This window comes from Pseudomonas sp. LBUM1678 (genome assembly GCF_059695575.1).
This window is the reverse complement of record NZ_CP166775.1, coordinates 4929184-4948370: the sequence shown is the minus strand read 5'-3', so window position 1 is coordinate 4948370 and position 19187 is coordinate 4929184. Positions and strand designations below refer to the sequence as shown.

Here is a 19187-nt window from a genome sequence, read left to right as displayed (position 1 = left end):
TGATTTGTGAGTCAAGTTTTGCGCGTTCGAATTCCTTTTGCCGGAGTGATCCATGATCGTTGACCGTCAAGGCAGGCGTTTTCGCAATTTGCGGATCAGCCTGACCTCAGCCTGCAATTACGCGTGTACTTACTGCGTGCCTAACGGCAAGCGGCTGGTGGCTGCGCAGGATGAATTGTCGGCCGAGGCCATGGCGCGCGGCGTGGCGTATCTGATCGAAGCGGCGGGCATTGAGCGTTTGCGCATCACCGGTGGCGAGCCGCTGGTCAGCCCCAAGCTCGAAGCCTTCATGACGGCCGTCGGCAAGATGGGCCTCGAAGACATCAGCCTGACCACCAATGGTCAGCTGCTGGCAAAGAAGCTGCCATTGCTGGTGGACGCCGGCATCCGTCGCATCAACGTTTCCCTCGATACCCTGGATGCCAGCGCATTCCGCAGCATTGCCCGTGGCGGCGATCTGGCGACCGTGCTCGACGGTATGGATCAGGCCAAGGCGGCCGGCCTGAAAATCAAAGTCAACATGGTGCCCCTGCGCGGGCAAAACCTTGATCAGGTAATGCCGCTGCTCGATTACTGCCTGGAGCGTGGCTATGAGTTGCGCTTCATCGAGCTGATGCGCATGGGCCACCTGGCCAGCGACAACAATGCCTTCCTGCAACAGTTCGTCAGCCTTCAGCAGTTGTTGAGCCTGATCGGCGAGCGCTACGAATACCTGCAAGCCGATGCGCCCGTAGACGCGACTGCCGTGCGCTACGAAATACCGGGATTGGGCCACTTTGGCGTGATTGCCAACGAAAGCGTTCCCTTCTGCCGGACTTGCTCGCGACTGCGATTGTCATCCACCGGTTGGTTGCATGGCTGTTTGTCGTCGAGCAATCGCCACTATGTCGGTGACCTTCTGGACAAGCCGCGCCATCAGGCATTGCCGGCGTTGCAGCGACTCTTGGTTAAAGCCCTGGGGGACAAGCAGGAAGTGGCGTTTTCGGGTGGTGCGACGGTCATGAAGATTATTGGCGGCTGATAGGGCCTCTTCGCGGGCAAGCCTCGCTCCTACGGGAATGATGCGAAGCCTGTAGGAGCGAGGCTTGCCCGCGAATGCAATCTGTCGGGCGCTGATGTTTCCCGAGCTGGCGCGGAAGCTGCATCCCATGGCCATTCGCCGGTTTTCCGTCACCGGCCTCTGGAGGGTAGGATGCGTAGCCTGGTTTTGCTGCTGGCCGTTTTGGCGCTTGGTGGCTGCATGAATGTCAGCGATATGGCTGAAGGAACTCGCTACCACATGAGCGATGCGGGGCTGCTGGATCACAGCGACAGTCGCCGGGTGAATAACCTGCGCATCCAGCCGGACTCGTTCATCTACATCGCCCAAGGTGCCTTCGCACCGCCGGGCAGTGCCTATCCGCGACCGAACGTGGTCGCTGAAGAAGCCTTCAATGGCTTTATCGAATACTTTCCGATGGTCCGCCGTGCGCGCACCCCCGAAGGCCTCGACCAGGCCATGGGTGAAGCCCGCGCCGCCGGTGCCCATTACCTGCTTTACACGCGGTTCGCCAAGGCAGATGACCGTATCGGCAACTCGGACGAATGGCTTGATCAGGAATACGTGGATCGCCTCGGCATCGACAGCGGCGTGATTCAGATCATGTTGATCGAGACCAGCACCCAGTATTTGATTGATACTGCACGTATCAAGAGTCGTGGCGGTTTACTGACGTTCCACGATAACAAGCCACAAGACCTGATTGGCCCGCCGCTGGAGCAGTACGCGCGCAGCCTGATCGGGCTCAGCGACCAGTAATTCAAGGAGAACGCCATGAGTGGCCCGCAAAAAGCCAACGACTTGTTGGGGCAAATCCCCAAGACCAAAGGCTTGCCGCCGGTCCACCTGTGGAACCCTGACTTCTGTGGCGACATCGACATGCGCATCGCCCGCGACGGCACCTGGTTTTACCTGGGGACGCCAATCGGACGCAAACCGATGGTCAAGCTGTTCTCCACCATCATCCGCCGCGATGGCGATGATTACTTTCTGATCACCCCGGTCGAGAAGGTTGGCATCAAGGTCGATGATGCGCCGTTTGTGGCGATTGCCGTGGACGTGGAGGGCGAGGGCGAAGCTCAGCTCCTGCGCTTCACCACCAACGTCGACGAGACCGCGGACGCCGGCACTGAACACCCGATCCGCGTGGTGATCGATCCGGTCACCCAAGAGCCTGCGCCGTATGTGCATGTGCGCACCAACCTCGAAGCCCTGATCCATCGCAACGTGTTCTACCAATTGGTGGAACTGGCCGTGACCCGCGAAATCAACGGGCAACGCTGGCTTGGCGTGTGGAGCGGCGGTGAGTTCTTCCCCATAGGCCTAGAGCCTTAACACATACCAATGTGGGAGCGAGCCTGCTCGCGATGCGGTGTATCAGGCGACATCAATGTCGGATGATAAGCCGCCATCGCGAGCAGGCTCGCTCCCACACTGAATTTGTGAGTTCATCCAAAAAATTCAAATTGACACCCAATCGTATGATGATTAGCGTGGGCATCCATCGCGAACGGCTTTGTGCCGTTCCTGCATCGAGGTGCCCATGTCCAGCAGTTTTCATGCGTCGACCGTCGATTGGCTGGGTTGCTGGATAGCCGCAGGGCAGGTCAGGCCCGGTGAAACCATTAAGGTCGAAGCCGACCTGGGTGAACAGCTCGGTGTCAGTCGCACGGTCATCCGCGAAGCCATCAAGACGCTGGTCGCCAAAGGCATGCTCGAAGTCGGGCCGAAGGTCGGCACGCGGGTGTTGCCTGTGCGGCGCTGGAACCTTTTCGATCCGCAAGTCGTGGGCTGGCTGTCGCGCAGTGGCTTGCCGGAAAACTTCGTCGACGACTTGCTCGATCTGCGCCGCACCATCGAACCGATGGCGGTGCGCTGGGCGTGCGAGCGCGCTACCGGCGAACAGGTTCAAGCGATCCTGCAGGCCTACAACGCTCTGGAACGAGCGGTGGACAGTGGCATCGATTACAACCACGCCGACCAGATCTTCCACGAGTGTATTCTCGCCGCCAGCCACAATCAGTTCATCGAACAAATGGTCCCGGCCCTTGGCGCGCTGTTGGCGGTGTCTTTCGAAGTGTCCGCCGCCGACCCGGACGAACTGCGCCGCACGCTACCGATTCACAAAGACATGGCCGACGCCATCGCCGCCCGGGATGCCGCGCGGGGTGTCTGGGCCTGCATGACCCTGATCGATAACGCGGACCTGGCGATCAAACGCTTCTATCCCCAAGTCATGGCCGACAAAAAAGCCAGCTGACACAACGAACCCTGTGGGAGCGAGCCTGCTCGCGATGAGGCCAGCCCATTCAACATTGATGTCGACTGACACACCGCCATCGCGAGCAGGCTCACTCCCACATAAAGCAACAAAGCAGGAGGTTTCATGACGTGGAATGCGGTTACCGGACACCGTGCGCAACTCGGTGAAGGCCCGTTCTGGGATGTGCCGACCCAGGCGCTGTACTGGGTGGACATCGCCGGCAAGCAAGCCCTGCGGCTGATCGGCGCCAACGTGCAGATCTGGGAAATGCCGGAACACGTCTCCGCGTTCATCCCCTGCGAAAGCGGCGATGCGCTGGTGACGTTGAGCAGCGGCGTCTATCGACTGGACCTTGATTCTCCGGGGCTCGAACCGCGTCTGACTCTGCTTTGCGTCGCCGATCCGCAACCCGGCAATCGCGCCAACGAAGCCCGCTGTGATGCTCAGGGCCGGCTGTGGCTCGGCACCATGCAAAACAACATTGGCGAAAACGGCGAAGACCTGCCCATCGTGCGTCGTTCCGGTGGCCTGTTTCGCATCGATCGCGATGCCCGGGTCACGCCCCTGCTTCGCGGGCTGGGCATTCCCAACACGATGTTGTGGAGCGAGGACCAGACCACGCTGTTTTTCGCCGACAGCATGGACAAAACGTTGTACCGCTATTTCGTCCACACCGACGGTAACCTGGACACGGCGTATGTCTGGTTCGGTCCTTATGAGCGAGGCGGCCCCGATGGCTCGGCGATGGATGCCGAGGGTTTCATCTGGAACGCCCGCTGGGACGGCAGTTGCCTGATCAGGCTGACACCGGACGGCTACGTTGACCGCGTGATCGAGCTGCCGGTCAGCCGCCCCACCAGTTGCGTGTTCGGCGGCGAAGATTTGAAAACCCTGTACATCACCAGCGCCGCGAGCCCGCTCAACCATCCGCTGGACGGTGCGCTGCTGTCGATTCGAGTCGATGTACCTGGAAAACCTTGCACTCGCTTCGCCGGATAAATCCCAAAATATGGGATGTAAAATTATATATTGAGATTATTTGGTGGTCGGGTTTATAGTCGGCCATCAGTTACACGCACTCACACTTAAAAAAACAAAACAGGTGAAGTGATGCAGCAATTTTCCAAACAGTTTTTTGACCGGACATCGACAGATGCCCGGTTTTTGTCGTGCTTGCAAAAGGGAGCCTTGATTCATGGCTGAACGTCTCTCCCTGCCGCCAATGATCGAACCGCCGAAGGGCAAGCGCCTGAAAGACAAGGTCGTGCTGGTCACCGGCGCCGCTCAGGGCATCGGCGAGGCGATCGTCGCAGCCTTCGTCAATCAACAGGCCAAAATAATCATCAGCGACATCCAGGGCGACAAAGTTGAAAAAGTCGCGGCTCGGTGGCGTGATCAAGGCTTCAATGTTCATGCGATCACGGCTGACGTGTCTCGTCAGCAGGATCTGCACGCGATGGCTGAACTGGCCATCGAGCGACATGGCCGGATCGATGTGCTGGTCAACTGCGCCGGGGTCAACGTGTTCCGTGACCCACTGGAAATGACCGAAGAAGACTGGCATCGCTGCTTCGCCATCGACCTCGACGGCGCCTGGTATGGCTGCAAAGCCGTGCTGCCGCAAATGATCGAGCAGGGCATCGGCAGCATCATCAACATCGCGTCGACCCATTCCACGCACATCATCCCGGGCTGCTTTCCTTACCCGGTGGCCAAGCACGGCTTGCTCGGCCTGACCCGCGCGCTCGGCATCGAATACGCGCCAAAGGGCATTCGTGTGAATGCGATCGCGCCGGGCTACATCGAAACCCAACTGAACGTCGATTACTGGAACGGTTTTGCCGACCCCCACGCCGAACGTCAAAGGGCCTTCGACCTGCACCCGCCGCGCCGTATCGGGCAACCGATGGAAGTGGCAATGACCGCCGTATTCCTGGCCAGCGATGAAGCGCCGTTCATCAATGCCTCGTGCATCACCATCGATGGTGGTCGCTCGGTCATGTATCACGACTGAATAAAACCGGATTCAGACGCGGAGTTCCGTCTGAAATCCAATCATCATACGATATGACTATTTGCGGTACCGGCTTTCAAAATAACGCTCAAAAAAAATAACAAGGAGTCAGCTTATGAATCGTCGTCGTGGGATCCGTTCCCTGTGCTGTGCCGCTTTGGCGGTTACTGCGGTCAGCCTGAGCAGCACGCTGCTGGCGGCCGAGGAAGTGAAAATCGGCTTCCTGGTCAAGCAGGCGGAAGAGCCCTGGTTCCAGACCGAATGGGCATTCGCCGAAAAGGCCGGGAAAGAAAAGGGCTTCACCGTGATCAAGATCGCCGTGCCGGACGGTGAGAAAACCCTTTCGGCCATCGACAGCCTCGCCGCCAACGGCGCCAAAGGCTTTGTGATCTGCCCGCCGGACGTCTCCCTCGGCCCGGCCATCATGGCCAAGGCCAAGCTCAATGGTTTGAAGGTCATCGCTGTCGATGACCGTTTCGTCGATGCCAATGGCAAGTTCATGGAAGACGTTCCGTACCTCGGTATGGCCGCGTTCGAAGTCGGCCAGAAGCAGGGTGCGGCAATGGCCACCGAAGCGAAAAAACGCGGTTGGGACTGGAAGGACACCTACGCGGTGATCAACACCTTCAATGAACTCGACACCGGCAAGAAGCGCACCGACGGTTCGGTCAAAGCCCTGGAAGACGCCGGGATGCCGAAAGACCACATTCTGTTCTCAGCCCTGAAAACCCTCGACGTGCCGGGCAGCATGGACGCCACCAACTCGGCCCTGGTGAAGCTGCCGGGCGCGGCGAAAAACCTGATCATCGGCGGCATGAACGACAACACCGTGCTGGGCGGCGTGCGCGCCACCGAAAGCGCCGGTTTTGCCGCGGCCAACGTGATCGGCATCGGCATCAATGGCACCGACGCCATCGGCGAGCTGAAGAAAGCCAACAGCGGTTTCTTCGGTTCGATGCTGCCAAGCCCGCACATCGAGGGCTACAACACCGCCAGCATGATGTTCGAGTGGGTCACCACCGGCAAAGAACCACCGAAGTACACCGCGATGGACGACGTAACACTGATCACCCGCGAGAACTTCAAGCAGGAACTGGAAAAGATCGGCCTGTGGAACTGAGGGCTGGTTGATTTCATCGGCAGCCCTGGCGACGGGGCTGCCTGATCTGTGTGATGAGGTGGTTTTATGCACGCGCAAGTACAGACACATGAACACAGCGTCGGCGGCAGCCTGCGCTTCAACGGGATCGGCAAAACCTTTCCCGGGGTGAAGGCGCTGGACAACATCAGCTTCGTCGCGCATCCGGGGCAGGTTCATGCCTTGATGGGCGAGAACGGCGCCGGCAAATCGACCCTGCTGAAAATCCTCGGCGGCGCTTACACGCCGAGCAGCGGCGGCCTGCAGATCGGCGAGCAGACGATGGTCTTCAAGTCCACCGCCGACAGCATCGCCAGCCGGGTCGCGGTGATCCATCAGGAACTGCACCTGGTCCCGGAAATGACCGTGGCCGAGAACCTGTTCCTCGGTCACCTGCCGGCCAGTTTCGGCCTGATCAATCGTGGCGCGTTACGACAACAAGCGCTGGCCTGCCTCAAAGGCCTGGCCGATGAAATCGATCCGCAAGAGAAAGTAGGGCGCCTGTCCCTCGGTCAGCGGCAACTGGTGGAAATCGCCAAGGCGTTGTCCCGTGGCGCGCATGTGATTGCCTTCGATGAACCTACCAGCAGCCTGTCGGCGCGGGAAATCGATCGCTTGATGGCGATCATCGGGCGACTGCGCGACGAAGGCAAAGTGGTGCTTTACGTCTCCCACCGCATGGAAGAAGTGTTCCGCATCTGCAACGCGGTGACGGTGTTCAAGGACGGCCGCTACGTGCGCACGTTTGAAGACATGAGCGAACTGACTCACGACCAACTGGTGACGTGCATGGTCGGTCGCGACATTCAGGACATTTACGATTACCGCAATCGCCAGCGTGGTGCGGTGGCGCTCAAGGTCGACGGTTTGCTGGGGCCTGGGTTGCGTGAACCGGTGAGTTTCGAGGTGCACAAGGGCGAGATTCTCGGGTTGTTCGGCCTGGTAGGAGCGGGGCGTACCGAGTTGTTCCGGATGCTCAGCGGGCTGACGCGCAATACCGCGGGACGCCTTGAGCTTCGCGGTCATGAGGTGAAACTGCGTTCCCCTCGCGACGCCATCGCTGCGGGCATTCTGCTGTGCCCCGAAGACCGCAAGAAGGAGGGCATCATTCCGCTCGCCAGCGTCGCCGAGAACATCAACATCAGCGCGCGTGGCGCCCATTCCACTTTCGGTTGCCTGTTGCGCGGCCTGTGGGAGAAAGGCAACGCCGACAAGCAGATCAAGGCACTGAAAGTGAAGACGCCCAACGCGGCGCAGAAAATCATGTACCTGTCCGGTGGCAATCAGCAGAAGGCCATTCTCGGCCGCTGGCTGTCGATGCCGATGAAAGTCCTGCTGCTGGACGAGCCCACTCGGGGCATCGATATCGGTGCCAAAGCCGAGATCTACCAGATCATCCACAACCTCGCCGCCAGCGGCATTGCGGTGATCGTGGTGTCCAGCGACCTGATGGAAGTGATGGGCATTTCCGACCGCATCCTGGTGCTCTGCGAAGGCGCGATGCGCGGCGAGTTGTCTCGCGCAGAGGCCAATGAATCCAACCTGCTGCAACTGGCTTTGCCGCGCCAACGCGCTGACGGCGTGGCGAACTGAGAGGTGACTATGACAATCCAAAACAACGCTCTGCCTACCCAGCGCAAACCTCTGGACCTGCGGCGCTTTCTCGATGACTGGGTGATGTTGCTGGCGGCGGTCGGGATCTTCGTGCTGTGCACGCTGCTGATCGACAATTTCCTGTCACCGCTGAACATGCGCGGTCTGGGCCTGGCGATTTCGACGACCGGGATTGCGGCCTGCACCATGTTGTATTGCCTGGCTTCCGGGCACTTCGACTTGTCGGTGGGTTCGGTGATTGCCTGTGCCGGCGTGGTCGCGGCGGTGGTGATGCGCGACACCGACAGCGTGTTTCTCGGCGTGAGTGCTGCGCTGGTGATGGGGCTGGTTGTCGGGCTGATCAACGGTATCGTAATCGCCAAGCTGCGGGTCAACGCGTTGATTACCACCCTGGCGACCATGCAGATTGTTCGTGGCCTTGCTTACATTTTTGCCAATGGCAAAGCGGTCGGCGTGTCGCAGGAGTCGTTCTTCGTCTTCGGTAACGGCCAGTTGTTTGGCGTGCCGGTGCCGATCCTGATCACCATCGTGTGCTTTCTGTTTTTTGGCTGGCTGCTGAATTACACCACCTACGGGCGCAACACCATGGCCATCGGCGGCAACCAGGAAGCGGCGTTGCTGGCCGGGGTGAACGTTGACCGGACCAAGATCCTTATCTTTGCCGTGCATGGTGTGATCGGCGCATTGGCCGGGGTGATTCTGGCGTCGCGCATGACCTCGGGTCAGCCGATGATAGGCCAGGGTTTTGAGTTGACGGTGATTTCTGCCTGCGTGCTGGGCGGGGTGTCGCTGAGCGGTGGGATCGGCATGATTCGGCATGTGATTGCCGGCGTGTTGATTCTGGCGATTATCGAGAATGCGATGAACCTGAAGAACATTGATACGTTTTATCAGTATGTGATTCGCGGTTCGATTTTGTTGCTGGCGGTGGTCATCGACCGACTCAAACAACGCTAATCCCCATTACCTGTGGGAGCGAGCCTGCTCGCGAAGCGATCTGTCTGATACATAGATGGTGGATGTACCGACGCTATCGCGAGCAGGCTCGCTCCCACAGTTGATTTGTGTCGCGCACAAATTTTGTATTCTGCGCAAATCCCTTGTTGGAGCGAGCCTGCTCGCGATTGACCGCGCAGCGGTCACTTCTCCTTCTGTCACCTCCCTTAAATAATCCTTGCCCGTCCCAGCCCGTTTCGGTTATCACTTTGTACATGATTAGACAGGTACGATTTGACAAGAAACAACGGGTGGTCGACGAGCTCATCCGGCGCATCGAAAGCGGCCTCATGGAGGACGGCTTTCTGTTGCCGGGCGAGCATCAGTTGGCTGAAGAATTCAAAGTCAGCCGCGGCACGCTGCGCGAAGCCCTGGCCGAGTTGAAACGACGCAACTACATCGCGACCCAAAGCGGCGTGGGCTCCATCGTCACCTTCGACGGTGTGGTGCTCGATCAACGCAGCGGCTGGGCGCAGGCGCTGGCCGACAGCGGGGCGATGATCAATACCGAAGTGCTGCGGCTGGAAGCGGTGACGCGCCCTGACCTGCTGTCGCGCTTCGGCACCGACCAGTTCATCACCCTCGACCGGCGCCGGCGCTCCACCGACGGCAAGCTGGTTTCCCTCGAACGCTCATTGATGCCCGCCACCGGAGGCCTGGAAGGCCTGCCGCGCGTCGGTCTGATCGACAACTCCCTGACCATCACCCTGGCCGCCTACGGCTACATCGGCGAACGCGGCGATCAATGGATCGGCGCAGAACCCTTGAGCGCCGAAGACGCCGAGTTGCTCGGGCGCCCCGTCGGCACGGTGTTCCTCAAAGCCTTGCGCACCACGTACGACCGGCAGAACCGCTTCATGGAGCAGGTCGAAAGCTTGCTCGACCCGGTGCATTTTCGCCTGCACCTGCAATTTGGAGAGTCAAAATGACCGCGCTCGACCGTGCGCTCGGCGCGTTCTACGGACTGGCCTTGGGCGATGCGCTGGGCATGCCGACTCAGTCCTTGAGCCGTGCGGAAATCAAGGCGCGCTTCGGCGCGATCACTGATCTGCAAGACGCCGGCCCCGATCAACCGATCGCTGCCAACATGCCAAAGGGCTCGATCACCGACGACACCGAACAGGCGATTCTGGTTGGTCAATTGCTGGTGGACGGTGAGGGCCGGATCGAACCGGCCGTGCTCGCTCAACGGCTGATCGAATGGGAAGCCGAGATGCAGGCCAGGGGCTCGCAGGACTTGCTCGGGCCTTCGACCAAACGCGCGATCGAAATGATCCTCGCCGGCCACTCGCCGGAAGAAGCGGGGCGCTACGGCACCACCAATGGTGCGGCGATGCGCATCACTCCGGTGGGCATCGCGGCGGATGTCGCCAACCCTGAACGGTTCATCAGCGCCGTGGTGCAAGCCTGTCAGGTGACCCACAACACCACGCTGGGCATTTCCAGCGCGGCGGCGGTGGCGGCGGTGGTCTCGGCCGGCATCAACGGCATGGATTTGGGCGAGGCCTTGAACCTCGGCCAGCAAATCGCCCAGCAAGCTGAAAGCCATGGCCACTGGGTCGCGGGCGGGCGGATTGCCTCGCGCATCAGCTGGGCACGGACCCTCAGCGTCGACAGTGACAAGGCGCTGCTGGCGGATCTGCTGTACGACGTGATCGGCACTTCGGTGGCTTCCCAGGAATCGGTGGTGGTCTCGTTTGCCCTGGCGCAACAAGTCGCCGTCGGTGAAATGAACGCCTTCGAAGCAGTGTGCATGGCCGCGAGTCTGGGCGGTGACACCGACACCATCGCGGCGATACTCGGCGCGATGCTTGGGGCCTGTCTGGGGCTTGGGAGTTGGCCGGTGGCGATGATCGAACAGGTCAAAACCGTTAATGGTCTGGAGCTGGAGCCTTTGGTAAAAGGGCTTTTGGCTTTGCGTTGACCGGACTGACGCCATCGTCGGAACGCCGCCCGGAGCAAGCCCGCTCCCACAGGTACGGCGTGTACCGTGAGGTTTGCACTATCCCTGTGGGAGCGAGCCTGCGCGCGATGGGCGCTCCGCGTATTTGAATTGATAACCCCGCAATGGATCGCACGGACTTGGCCAGGACAGCCGGGCTGTTGTTTTCGTCTTCCGTCATTGCCCACAACCACAACAAAGGCAACAGGAGCATTTTTCATGAGTTCATCGAACGCCGGGCAAAGCGCCGGGCAACTGGAAACCCGCGGCATCGAACCGGTGCCGGAAGCGGAGTGCAACGGTCATCCGCTGCAACTGTTCTGGGTCTGGTTCGCGGCCAACATTTCCATCCTCGGCCTGCCGCTGGGTGCCACGCTGGTGGCGTTTCGCGGGTTGGCGATCTGGCAGGCGATCATCGTCGCGATCCTCGGCGCCGCGGGTTCTTTTGCGGTGGTCGGGATCATCTCCATCGCCGGTCGTCGCGGCCGGGCGCCGAGCCTGACCTTGTCGCGAGCGATCTTCGGGGTGCGCGGTAATATCGGCCCGACCCTGGTCTCGCTGATGTCGCGGCTGGGCTGGGAAACCGTCAACACCACCACCGCCGCCTTCGTGCTGCTGTCGCTGTGCTCGATCCTTTTCGGTTCGCCGGTGGAAGCCAAAAGCGCGCCGGTACTGACCCTGATCTTCATCGCGATTTTCGTGCTGCTGACCTTGTCGGTGTCCGGCCTCGGTCACGCCACATTGCTGGTGATCCAGAAGTGGGCGACTTACGTGTTCGGTGCGCTGAACATTCTGGTCGGCGGCTTCCTCTGCGCCACCATCGACTGGAGCGCCGTGTTCAACGCCACGCCCGCGCCGTTGAGCGCGATGATCATCGGCGTCGGCACCATGGCCGCTGGCACCGGAATCGGTTGGGCCAATGCCGGTGCCGACATGTCGCGCTATCAGCACCGCAGCGTCAAAGCCGTGCGTCTGGTGGCATCGGCGGCATTCGGTGCGGGTATTCCGCTGGTGCTGCTGATCACCCTCGGCGGCCTGCTGTCGGTGGGCAACAACGACTTGGCGTCGGCCACTGACCCGATCATCGCGATCCGCGACATGCTGCCGACCTGGATGGCCGTGCCGTACCTGATCACCGCGTTCGGCGGCTTGCTGCTGTCGAACAACCTGTCGGTGTACTCCGCCGGTTTGACCACGCTGACCCTCGGCCTCAAGGTCAAACGCGTCTACGCCGTGGTGGTCGACATCGTCGCGATCTTCGCCGGTTCAATCTACTTCATGCTGATCGCCGACAGTTTCTATGGTCCGTTCATTACCTTCATTTCGCTGCTGGCGGTGCCGATCACGGCGTGGGTCGGGATCTTCATCGTTGACCTGATTCATCGTCATTACTACAGCCCCAAAGACCTGCTGGACGTCAGCCCGAGCAGCGCCTACTGGTACAGCGGCGGTATCGAGTGGCGCGCGTTTGGTGCGTGGGCACTGGCGATCGTGCTGGGCTTCAGCTTCACCACCATTGGCACCACCGAACAAAACGTCTGGTTCCGCGGTTTCCTGTCTGATTCGTGGCTGGGCCATAACGGCCTCGGCTGGATCGTGACGTTCCTGGTGGCTGGCGGGATTTATTGGGTACTCGGTGGGGCGAAGGATCGTCGCGCCGCAATAACCGAGAACGCTCATGCTTAGGTTGCTGCACACCGGCCAGGTCATCATCGACCTGGTCATGGCCGTGGATAAATTGCCTCAACCGGGCGGTGACGTGCTGGCGCAATCCGCCAGTTTCGAAGCCGGCGGCGGTTTTAACGTGATGGCCGCCGCTGCGCGTAACGGACTGCCGGTGGTCTACCTTGGCCGTCACGGCACCGGTCGTTTCGGCGACCTGGCCCGTGAGGCGATGAAGGCTGAAGACATCCGGATCGGCATCGCACACAAGGCTGACCGGGACACGGGGTTGTGCGTTGCGGTGACCGATGCGTCGGCCGAGCGCAGTTTCATTTCCTATATCGGTGCCGAGGGCGAATTGACTGTCGAGGACCTGGCGAGCGTGCCGGCCGAGGCGGGCGACTACGTTTACGTCAGCGGCTACAGCCTGCTGCACGCCGGCAAGGCCCAGGCACTGGTGGAGTGGGTGCTGAGTTTGCCGGAAGCGATCAACGTGGTATTCGATCCCGGTCCGTTGGTGGATTCGCCGGACGAGCCACTGATGCAGGCGTTGTTGCCGCGCATTGATCTGTGGACCAGCAACAGTGTCGAGGCGCTACGGTTTACCGGAGCGTCGGACATTGCCGAGGCGCTGGACAGGCTGACCGATCATCTGCCGGTCGATGTGCTGATGGTGGTCCGCGATGGCCCGCAAGGGTGCTGGATCAGTCAGCGCGGCGACCGACAGCATGTGCCCGGTTTCAAGGTTGAAGCGGTGGACAGCAATGGCGCCGGCGATGCGCACGCCGGGGTGTTTCTGGCCGGGTTGGCGCAAGGGTTGCCTGCGGATGAAGCGGCACGGCGGGCGAATGCGGCTGCGGCGTTGGCGGTTACTCGGTGGGGGCCGGCGACTTCGCCTGGGACTGCTGAAGTTGATGCGTTAATCCGCAAAACTTTCGGCGCCTGATCTGACGCATTCGCGGGCAAGCCTCGCTCCTACAGGGGATTCATGTCGTTCGTAAATTCGCTGTAGGAGCGAGGCTTGCCCGCGAAGGGGCCAGAAAATTCACTGAAGATCCTGAAGTAATTTCTCCTGCTGCCTGTAGAGCCGGTCAAACGGTCGCAGTCGCGCACGACTGCGACCTGATTCATCTGTCTAAGCGTCCAGCTTTCGCGCCGCCTCGACTCCTGCCGCGCTGAGTTTGATCGGCAGTTGCAGCGAGTGTTCGCCGGCCTCGTTACAGGTCACATGCCCGTGCTGAATCAGCCCGCGATCCTGCAGCGTGGCGAGGGTGCTGGCCACGACTTTCTCCCCCCGGTAATTGTCCAGGAGCTCCTTGCCCAAGCCACTTGGATGGGCGTGCAGCAGACGGGTCAGGACTTCTTTCTCAAGGTTTTTATCAACGTTCATGGTTACCTCTTCATGGATGTGGATAGATCGCGTGGGCGAACTATTGGCTGGCACCGCCTTCGGAACCCGAGCCACCGGTGGTGGTTTTCGAGCCCATGCCGGCGCCGGCGTTATCGGGTGTCTGGGTGTCCGGCAGGTTCATTCCCCCTTGACGGCACGCGTCGTTGCCCTGAGTCCGTGGGTCGGTGCCCGTGGACGCAGGTACGCTGTCGACGCCCGATCCATTAGTGTTCATGCCGGGTGAGCCTTGGGTGGTCGGGGTTTTTTGACCTTCGGCCGGGTTGGTTGGGCCGGTACCGGCGGCTGGGGTCGCCGCGAAAGCGGCAGAGGACAACAGCGTGGCGAGAGCGAGGGCAGTCAAGCGGGACGTGATCATGGTGTCGTCTCCATTTAATTAGAGTCCTTACCTGATGTTGGTCCGCCCCCGATTTGGATTGGTGCCTGATGAACGACGAACGGTCTAGACCTGCTGCAACGATCTGGCGCCGACCACCCGGCGCCAGATCAAGCGGCCCACGGTGATCAGCCAGTTCAACAACGCTACGGCGAGAACGGTGAGCAGAAGTGTCGTCATCCCGTGTTCGACGATGATCTTCCCGGCCAGCAACGGAAAACCGAACACGCCGATGAAGTACGACAGGCTGAACAGCAGCAGCGATTGCGAGGTGGTGCCGTGCGGCGCTTCGTTCGCCGCCAGGCCATTGATCACCGAATACGTCAGCCCGTAACCGACTCCGAGCATCATCGCCGCCAGCACGTAGCTGAACCCACTGTCGACCACAAAACCGAACAGCACAATCGAGCCCGTCATCAGCCCCGACAGCAGGCAGGATGCGCGCAACGGATCACGTTTGACCACGAAGCCGGCAATCAACATTCGGCTGCTGATCGCCGCGCCCATGAAACCGAAAAAGAACAGTGAGTAGTCCAGCGAGCGAGACGCCGCGTAACTGGTTTGAAAGCTCGACAGGCCGCCGAATACGCACCCGCCGAGGCCGACCATGATGATCGGCAGCACCGCTTTGGATGACAGCACCTGGGCGGTGGCTCGCCAGGAAATGCGCGCGACTGTGGCGGTAGGCGAGGGCGCTTTTTTCAACTGAGCATCCAGCCGCCAAAACAGCAGCACGCCGATCAGACTGGCCAGCGCCGCGAGGTAAAACGCGGCGGTCACCGGGTAGCCCAGCGCACTGGCCGCGCGGCCCAGCAACGGCCCGCTGCCGATGCCGGTCATCATGCTGCCCGACAGCAGCGCGAAGTACTTCGCGCGTTGGGCGGGCGTTACCAGACTCGCGACGATAATCGGCCCCAAGGTGTAAAACACCCCCCAACCAAGCCCCAAAAGCAGTCCGAAAAACAGCAACAGATTGCCGAACCCCGGCGTCAGCGCGAAGCCAAGACTGGCGGCCACCAGCAACACACCAAACAGCGCAATCGAACGCGCGGCGCCGAGCAGATCGGACAAGTGCCCGGAGACAATCACCGCTGCAAACGTACTGATCATCGCCGCGGAAATCACACTGCCAGCATCGTGTTCGTTGCCGCTGCGCGAGCCGATTAACAGCGACAACAAAAACGTCGAGCCGTAGGACAGCGACAGCAAATAACTGGCGAGGCAAAACAGGCCGAACAGCCTGCTTGAAACGTGGGGCGTTGCGGTAGACATGACGCGGTTCCTTGACCCGATGCAGGCGCTATCCCTCTATCTACCATGCACAGCGCCACCGTTAGGTCCGAGGTTATCGATGCCAGGGTTAGCGCCGGCCGGAGTAACGGGTTCAGCCGATGCCGATTTCTTCCTTGAACAGCTCCATGAAACCCTTCAAACGCTCATGCCTGATCCGCGCCAGTCGTTGGCCGGTTGGCGTCTGGAAACCGTCTGCCAGGTGCAGCAGCTTGGTCTGAAAGTGATCGAGGCAAAAGCGCTTGTCATCGTAGTCCCGCGCCTTCGCTTCCGGGTCATGCGGGTCGTACAGCGCGCTGCCCATGCGTCCTGCGATGTAGAACGTGCGCGCTACGCCGAGCATGCCGAGCGAGTCGAGACGGTCAGCGTCCTGCATGATCTTCGCTTCAAGCGAGGTTGGGGTGATGTTGGCGGAAAAGCTGTGGGCCTCAATGGCGTGGGCAACGGCGCTGATTGTTGCGCTTGGCCAATCCATGTCGACCAACACGGCAGACGCCTTCTCGGCGGCCAGGCGTGAAGCCTGCGAACGCAACGGCGAGTTCTTCTCCACCGCCACGCAATCATGCAAAAGCACCGCTGCCAGCAACACTTCAAGATCGCCGCCTTCCTGCACATGCAGCGTGCGCACGTTGTGCCAGACACGCTGCAAATGCGACAGATCGTGAGCGCCATCTTCGGAGGGTTCCAGCGCATGGGGGAGCAGCTCAGCGGCAAGCGTTTGCAGCGGCGCAAAGGCATCAGTGGTCATAAACTTCCTGTTAAGTGAAAACGCTTTTGTGGCGAGGGAGCTTGCTCCCGCTGGGTTGCAAAGCAACCCCAATCCCGGGGCAAAGATATTTCAGTTAAAACCGAGTTGCCAGCCATTGCGACTGCTTTGCACTCGAACGGGAGCAAGCTCCCTCGCCACAAACCTCGCGCCGACTTAGTATGGCGTTTTCAACTTTCGACAAAGGCCCGTCCATGACGATCGACATCCGCCCGGCGACCCCCAGCGATGCGCCGCAAATCCTCGGGTTCATCACCGAACTGGCCGACTACGAACGTGCCCGCCACGAAGTCATCGCCAGCGTCGCCGACATCGAACGCAGCCTGTTCAACGAAGGTGCGACAGCTCACGGCCTGATCTGCCTGCGCGACGGCGTGCCGATCGGCTTCGCGGTGTTCTTCTTCAGCTATTCCACTTGGCTCGGTAGCAACTGCCTGTACCTCGAAGACCTCTACATCACCCCCGAACAGCGCGGCGGTGGCGCCGGTAAAACCTTGCTGCGCCACCTGGCAAAAATCGCCTGCGCCAATGACTGCGGACGCTTCGAGTGGAGCGTGTTGGACTGGAACAAACCCGCGATCGAGTTTTATAAGTCGTTGGGCGCACAGCCCCAGGAAGAGTGGGTTCGGTATCGGATGGATGGGGCGGTGTTGCGGGAGTTTGCTGAGGGGAGTTGATGCACGTTTTGCCCTAACGCTGAATCCAGTTGTCGCCACCTGTTTAGTTCGTCATCCTGTGCGCCTTTGCGCGCTCACGGATGACTCCTGCAATGCCTATGGCATCTTCATCTCTCGACATCCGTCATGATCGCCATCGGCTCTCCAGTTTGGTTGAACGTTGTTGGTGCATTTCTTTTGCACTCTGAATGTTTGCCGCCATCGCTTTAAAACTCAAAAGCAAGGAGCTTTGACTTGAGTGGAAAACCTGCTGCACGCGTTACCGACCCCACTTCGTGCCCGTTGCCCGGACATGGCACCAATCCAATTGTTTCTGGATCGCCAGATGTTTTCTTCGATGGCCTCGCCGCTGCTCGCATGACGGACAAATCTGCCTGTGGCAGCCCAATTACCGGCGCTGTTTCGGGTACGGTATTCATCAATGGTCTCAACGCCGCAACCCTCGATAGCACGGGTGGGCATGGCAACGTAATCATCGGCGGTTCCGGGACCGTTATCATCGGGCAAAGCGGTGGCGGAGCAGCCTTTAGTGGGCTGCTTCCGATGCCGGTGCATTTCACCGACAGATTACAAGTGGTGAATGACGCGACCGGTGAGCCGATTCCTTATCACTCCTACACCATTCAGCGTGGTGACGGCAGCGAAGAGCATGGCGTTACGGATGCGTCCGGGTTTACTCACACCGTCAGTTCTCATTTGGCCGAGACCATTAAATTGTTTGTGGAGTGATTGCCATGGCTGGTGATGCAGCGGTGAAACAAGAGTTACCTAAAAGAGAAGTAAAAAGCCATACCTTGACCTGTAAAACGGATCAGTCTGTTAGCAGGTGCCTATTGCGTTGCGAAACTTGGTTGTATTTTTTATCGGTGGTGCGGGCGATCAGGAAAGTTACTACGGTACAGGCCCCAATAATAATATCGATTATGTGCGCCGGATTACTGTTGACGACGCAAAACAATTGGAGATTTTGAAGCGCTGTCCGTCGTGGGCGCTCAGTTACAATTCGTTTATTAGTAATGATGATCTTGAGCGAAATGTGTTGAGCCGAATACCTAATTGCTCCACCGCGATTTACATTGTTGGCCACAGTCTCGGTGGTTGGAATGGTGCCCACCTTTCCAGTGTGCTGGCAGACAAAGGCTTCAAAGTAAAAATGCTTATTACACTGGATCCAGTAGGTGAAGGGAAAATCGTCTACGGCATCTCAAGTATCTTTAGAAGAGAGCCAATCCCCAAGGCTGACTACTGGGTTAATATTCGGGCAGCAGCGGTCGATTGGAATGTGTCGGATCTGGTCGCGGACTTTGGTGAACAGTGGGAAGTAACACAGGGACCTAATGTCATGGGGCGGGTGGATGTGAATCATGCAGATGCCGACAGGATGTTCGTGCAGACATTGCCTGGTGGAAAGTCTGCTCGGCAAATATTCAATGAGTCGATTTTGAGCTACTTCAGGGAGTGATTCTGGATGCATAAGGTTTTTTTGTTTTTAGCAATCATAATGAGTGCATCTTGTTCTCTGAATCACGGAAGACCTATCGCAACACTTGAATACTCCAGTGTAAAGGAACTTCGTAGTACTGGGCTGTACCAGATTTATTTCACTTCCGATGTGGAGCTTCTTGGGTTGTTCAAGTCACGGATAGGTGAGGGGCTTGTCTGTTCTTTAGAAGATGATCTTGATTTTACCGAAGCACACCATATAAGGCGTTCTGGTTTTGGCTTGGTAGAAAAAGAGATGGAGTCGGGACCATTGCTCTATCGAGCGAATGTCATTTTTAGTGAGTCAGAAAGCGGGAAAGGAGGAGAGGATTATTTGGGGGGAGAGGCTCTGGTTCCATTATTGAAGAAGCGTGATTTTGTTTCGTGCGTGTTTCGAGTTCATACTACCAAGTACAAAACATACTTCTCAAAAGTCATGCACGTGCCAACCGCAGAGCTATTGAAGGCTGTTTCTAAACAGTAAAACAAGCCTAGGTCATACGAGGTTGTTTACCGAGAG

The 19187-nt window shown here is 59.3% G+C and carries 21 protein-coding genes; 17 read left to right on the top strand and 4 right to left on the bottom strand.

Annotation, left to right across the window (positions count from 1 at the left end; translation table 11 throughout):
• Positions 1–52: 52 nt before the first annotated feature.
• The 13 genes from ACA070_RS22425 to ACA070_RS22365 all read left to right on the top strand — a co-directional run bounded on the left by ACA070_RS22425 (position 53) and on the right by ACA070_RS22365 (position 13614).
• The gene (locus ACA070_RS22425) at positions 53–1021 is read left to right on the top strand and encodes a GTP 3',8-cyclase MoaA (protein WP_403108147.1); all 969 of its coding nucleotides are present in this window, start codon (positions 53–55) and stop codon (positions 1019–1021) included.
• 171 nt (positions 1022–1192) lie between these two features.
• Positions 1193–1798, top strand: a complete 606-nt coding sequence (locus ACA070_RS22420) for a DUF4823 domain-containing protein (protein WP_438657882.1) — start codon at positions 1193–1195, stop codon at positions 1796–1798.
• Positions 1799–1813: 15 nt separating this feature from the next.
• Positions 1814–2374, top strand: coding sequence for a DUF1285 domain-containing protein (locus ACA070_RS22415; RefSeq protein WP_497448387.1), 561 nt, complete (start codon positions 1814–1816; stop codon positions 2372–2374).
• Positions 2375–2582: 208 nt separating this feature from the next.
• The gene (locus tag ACA070_RS22410; protein ID WP_497448386.1) at positions 2583–3299 is read left to right on the top strand and encodes a FadR/GntR family transcriptional regulator; all 717 of its coding nucleotides are present in this window, start codon (positions 2583–2585) and stop codon (positions 3297–3299) included.
• Positions 3300–3425: 126 nt separating this feature from the next.
• Positions 3426–4301, top strand: coding sequence for an SMP-30/gluconolactonase/LRE family protein (locus ACA070_RS22405; protein ID WP_497448385.1), 876 nt, complete (start codon positions 3426–3428; stop codon positions 4299–4301).
• 196 nt (positions 4302–4497) lie between these two features.
• Entirely contained in the window at positions 4498–5316 is an 819-nt protein-coding gene (locus ACA070_RS22400) for an SDR family oxidoreductase (protein ID WP_497448384.1), read from the top strand.
• Positions 5317–5431: 115 nt separating this feature from the next.
• Entirely contained in the window at positions 5432–6436 is a 1005-nt protein-coding gene (locus ACA070_RS22395) for a substrate-binding domain-containing protein (protein WP_109633825.1), read from the top strand.
• A gap of 66 nt (positions 6437–6502) precedes the next feature.
• Positions 6503–8047, top strand: coding sequence for an L-arabinose ABC transporter ATP-binding protein AraG (gene araG / locus ACA070_RS22390; protein ID WP_497448383.1), 1545 nt, complete (start codon positions 6503–6505; stop codon positions 8045–8047).
• Between the two features lie 9 nt (positions 8048–8056).
• On the top strand, positions 8057–9025 hold the full coding sequence (gene araH, locus ACA070_RS22385) for an L-arabinose ABC transporter permease AraH (RefSeq protein WP_497448382.1): 969 nt from the start codon (positions 8057–8059) through the stop codon (positions 9023–9025).
• 254 nt (positions 9026–9279) lie between these two features.
• Positions 9280–9993 carry a GntR family transcriptional regulator gene (locus ACA070_RS22380; protein WP_497448381.1) on the top strand — a complete coding sequence of 238 codons (714 nt, stop codon included), beginning with the start codon at positions 9280–9282 and terminating at the stop codon, positions 9991–9993.
• Positions 9990–10988 carry an ADP-ribosylglycohydrolase family protein gene (locus ACA070_RS22375; protein WP_497448380.1) on the top strand — a complete coding sequence of 333 codons (999 nt, stop codon included), beginning with the start codon at positions 9990–9992 and terminating at the stop codon, positions 10986–10988. The genes ACA070_RS22380 and ACA070_RS22375 overlap by 4 nt, the downstream gene beginning before the upstream one ends.
• Before the next feature lie 237 nt (positions 10989–11225).
• Positions 11226–12692, top strand: a complete 1467-nt coding sequence (locus tag ACA070_RS22370) for a purine-cytosine permease family protein (protein ID WP_497448379.1) — start codon at positions 11226–11228, stop codon at positions 12690–12692.
• On the top strand, positions 12685–13614 hold the full coding sequence (locus ACA070_RS22365; RefSeq protein ID WP_497448378.1) for a PfkB family carbohydrate kinase: 930 nt from the start codon (positions 12685–12687) through the stop codon (positions 13612–13614). Before ACA070_RS22370 ends, ACA070_RS22365 begins: the two co-directional genes overlap by 8 nt.
• A gap of 189 nt (positions 13615–13803) precedes the next feature.
• Here ACA070_RS22365 and ACA070_RS22360 read toward each other — a convergent pair whose 3' ends face one another.
• From ACA070_RS22360 to ACA070_RS22345, 4 genes are all read right to left on the bottom strand, one after another.
• Positions 13804–14058 carry a hypothetical protein gene (locus ACA070_RS22360; protein ID WP_462028191.1) on the bottom strand — a complete coding sequence of 85 codons (255 nt, stop codon included), beginning with the start codon at positions 14056–14058 and terminating at the stop codon, positions 13804–13806.
• Between the two features lie 40 nt (positions 14059–14098).
• Positions 14099–14434 (bottom strand): hypothetical protein, encoded by a 336-nt coding sequence (locus ACA070_RS22355; RefSeq protein WP_497448377.1) that lies wholly within the window; start codon positions 14432–14434, stop codon positions 14099–14101.
• 84 nt (positions 14435–14518) lie between these two features.
• A complete protein-coding gene (locus tag ACA070_RS22350; RefSeq protein ID WP_497448376.1) occupies positions 14519–15724 on the bottom strand; it encodes an MFS transporter in 1206 nt (401 codons plus the stop codon).
• A gap of 112 nt (positions 15725–15836) precedes the next feature.
• A complete protein-coding gene (locus ACA070_RS22345; protein WP_497448375.1) occupies positions 15837–16490 on the bottom strand; it encodes an HD domain-containing protein in 654 nt (217 codons plus the stop codon).
• A 212-nt stretch (positions 16491–16702) separates the two neighbouring features.
• Here ACA070_RS22345 and ACA070_RS22340 point away from each other — a divergent pair, with 212 nt between their 5' ends.
• The 4 genes from ACA070_RS22340 to ACA070_RS22325 all read left to right on the top strand — a co-directional run bounded on the left by ACA070_RS22340 (position 16703) and on the right by ACA070_RS22325 (position 19151).
• A complete protein-coding gene (locus ACA070_RS22340; protein WP_497448374.1) occupies positions 16703–17185 on the top strand; it encodes a GNAT family N-acetyltransferase in 483 nt (160 codons plus the stop codon).
• A 234-nt stretch (positions 17186–17419) separates the two neighbouring features.
• Positions 17420–17914, top strand: coding sequence for a PAAR domain-containing protein (locus ACA070_RS22335; RefSeq protein WP_497448373.1), 495 nt, complete (start codon positions 17420–17422; stop codon positions 17912–17914).
• A gap of 109 nt (positions 17915–18023) precedes the next feature.
• Positions 18024–18647 (top strand): alpha/beta hydrolase, encoded by a 624-nt coding sequence (locus tag ACA070_RS22330; RefSeq protein WP_497448372.1) that lies wholly within the window; start codon positions 18024–18026, stop codon positions 18645–18647.
• Positions 18648–18653: 6 nt separating this feature from the next.
• A complete protein-coding gene (locus ACA070_RS22325) occupies positions 18654–19151 on the top strand; it encodes a hypothetical protein (protein WP_497448371.1) in 498 nt (165 codons plus the stop codon).
• The last annotated feature ends 36 nt before the right edge of the window (positions 19152–19187 follow it).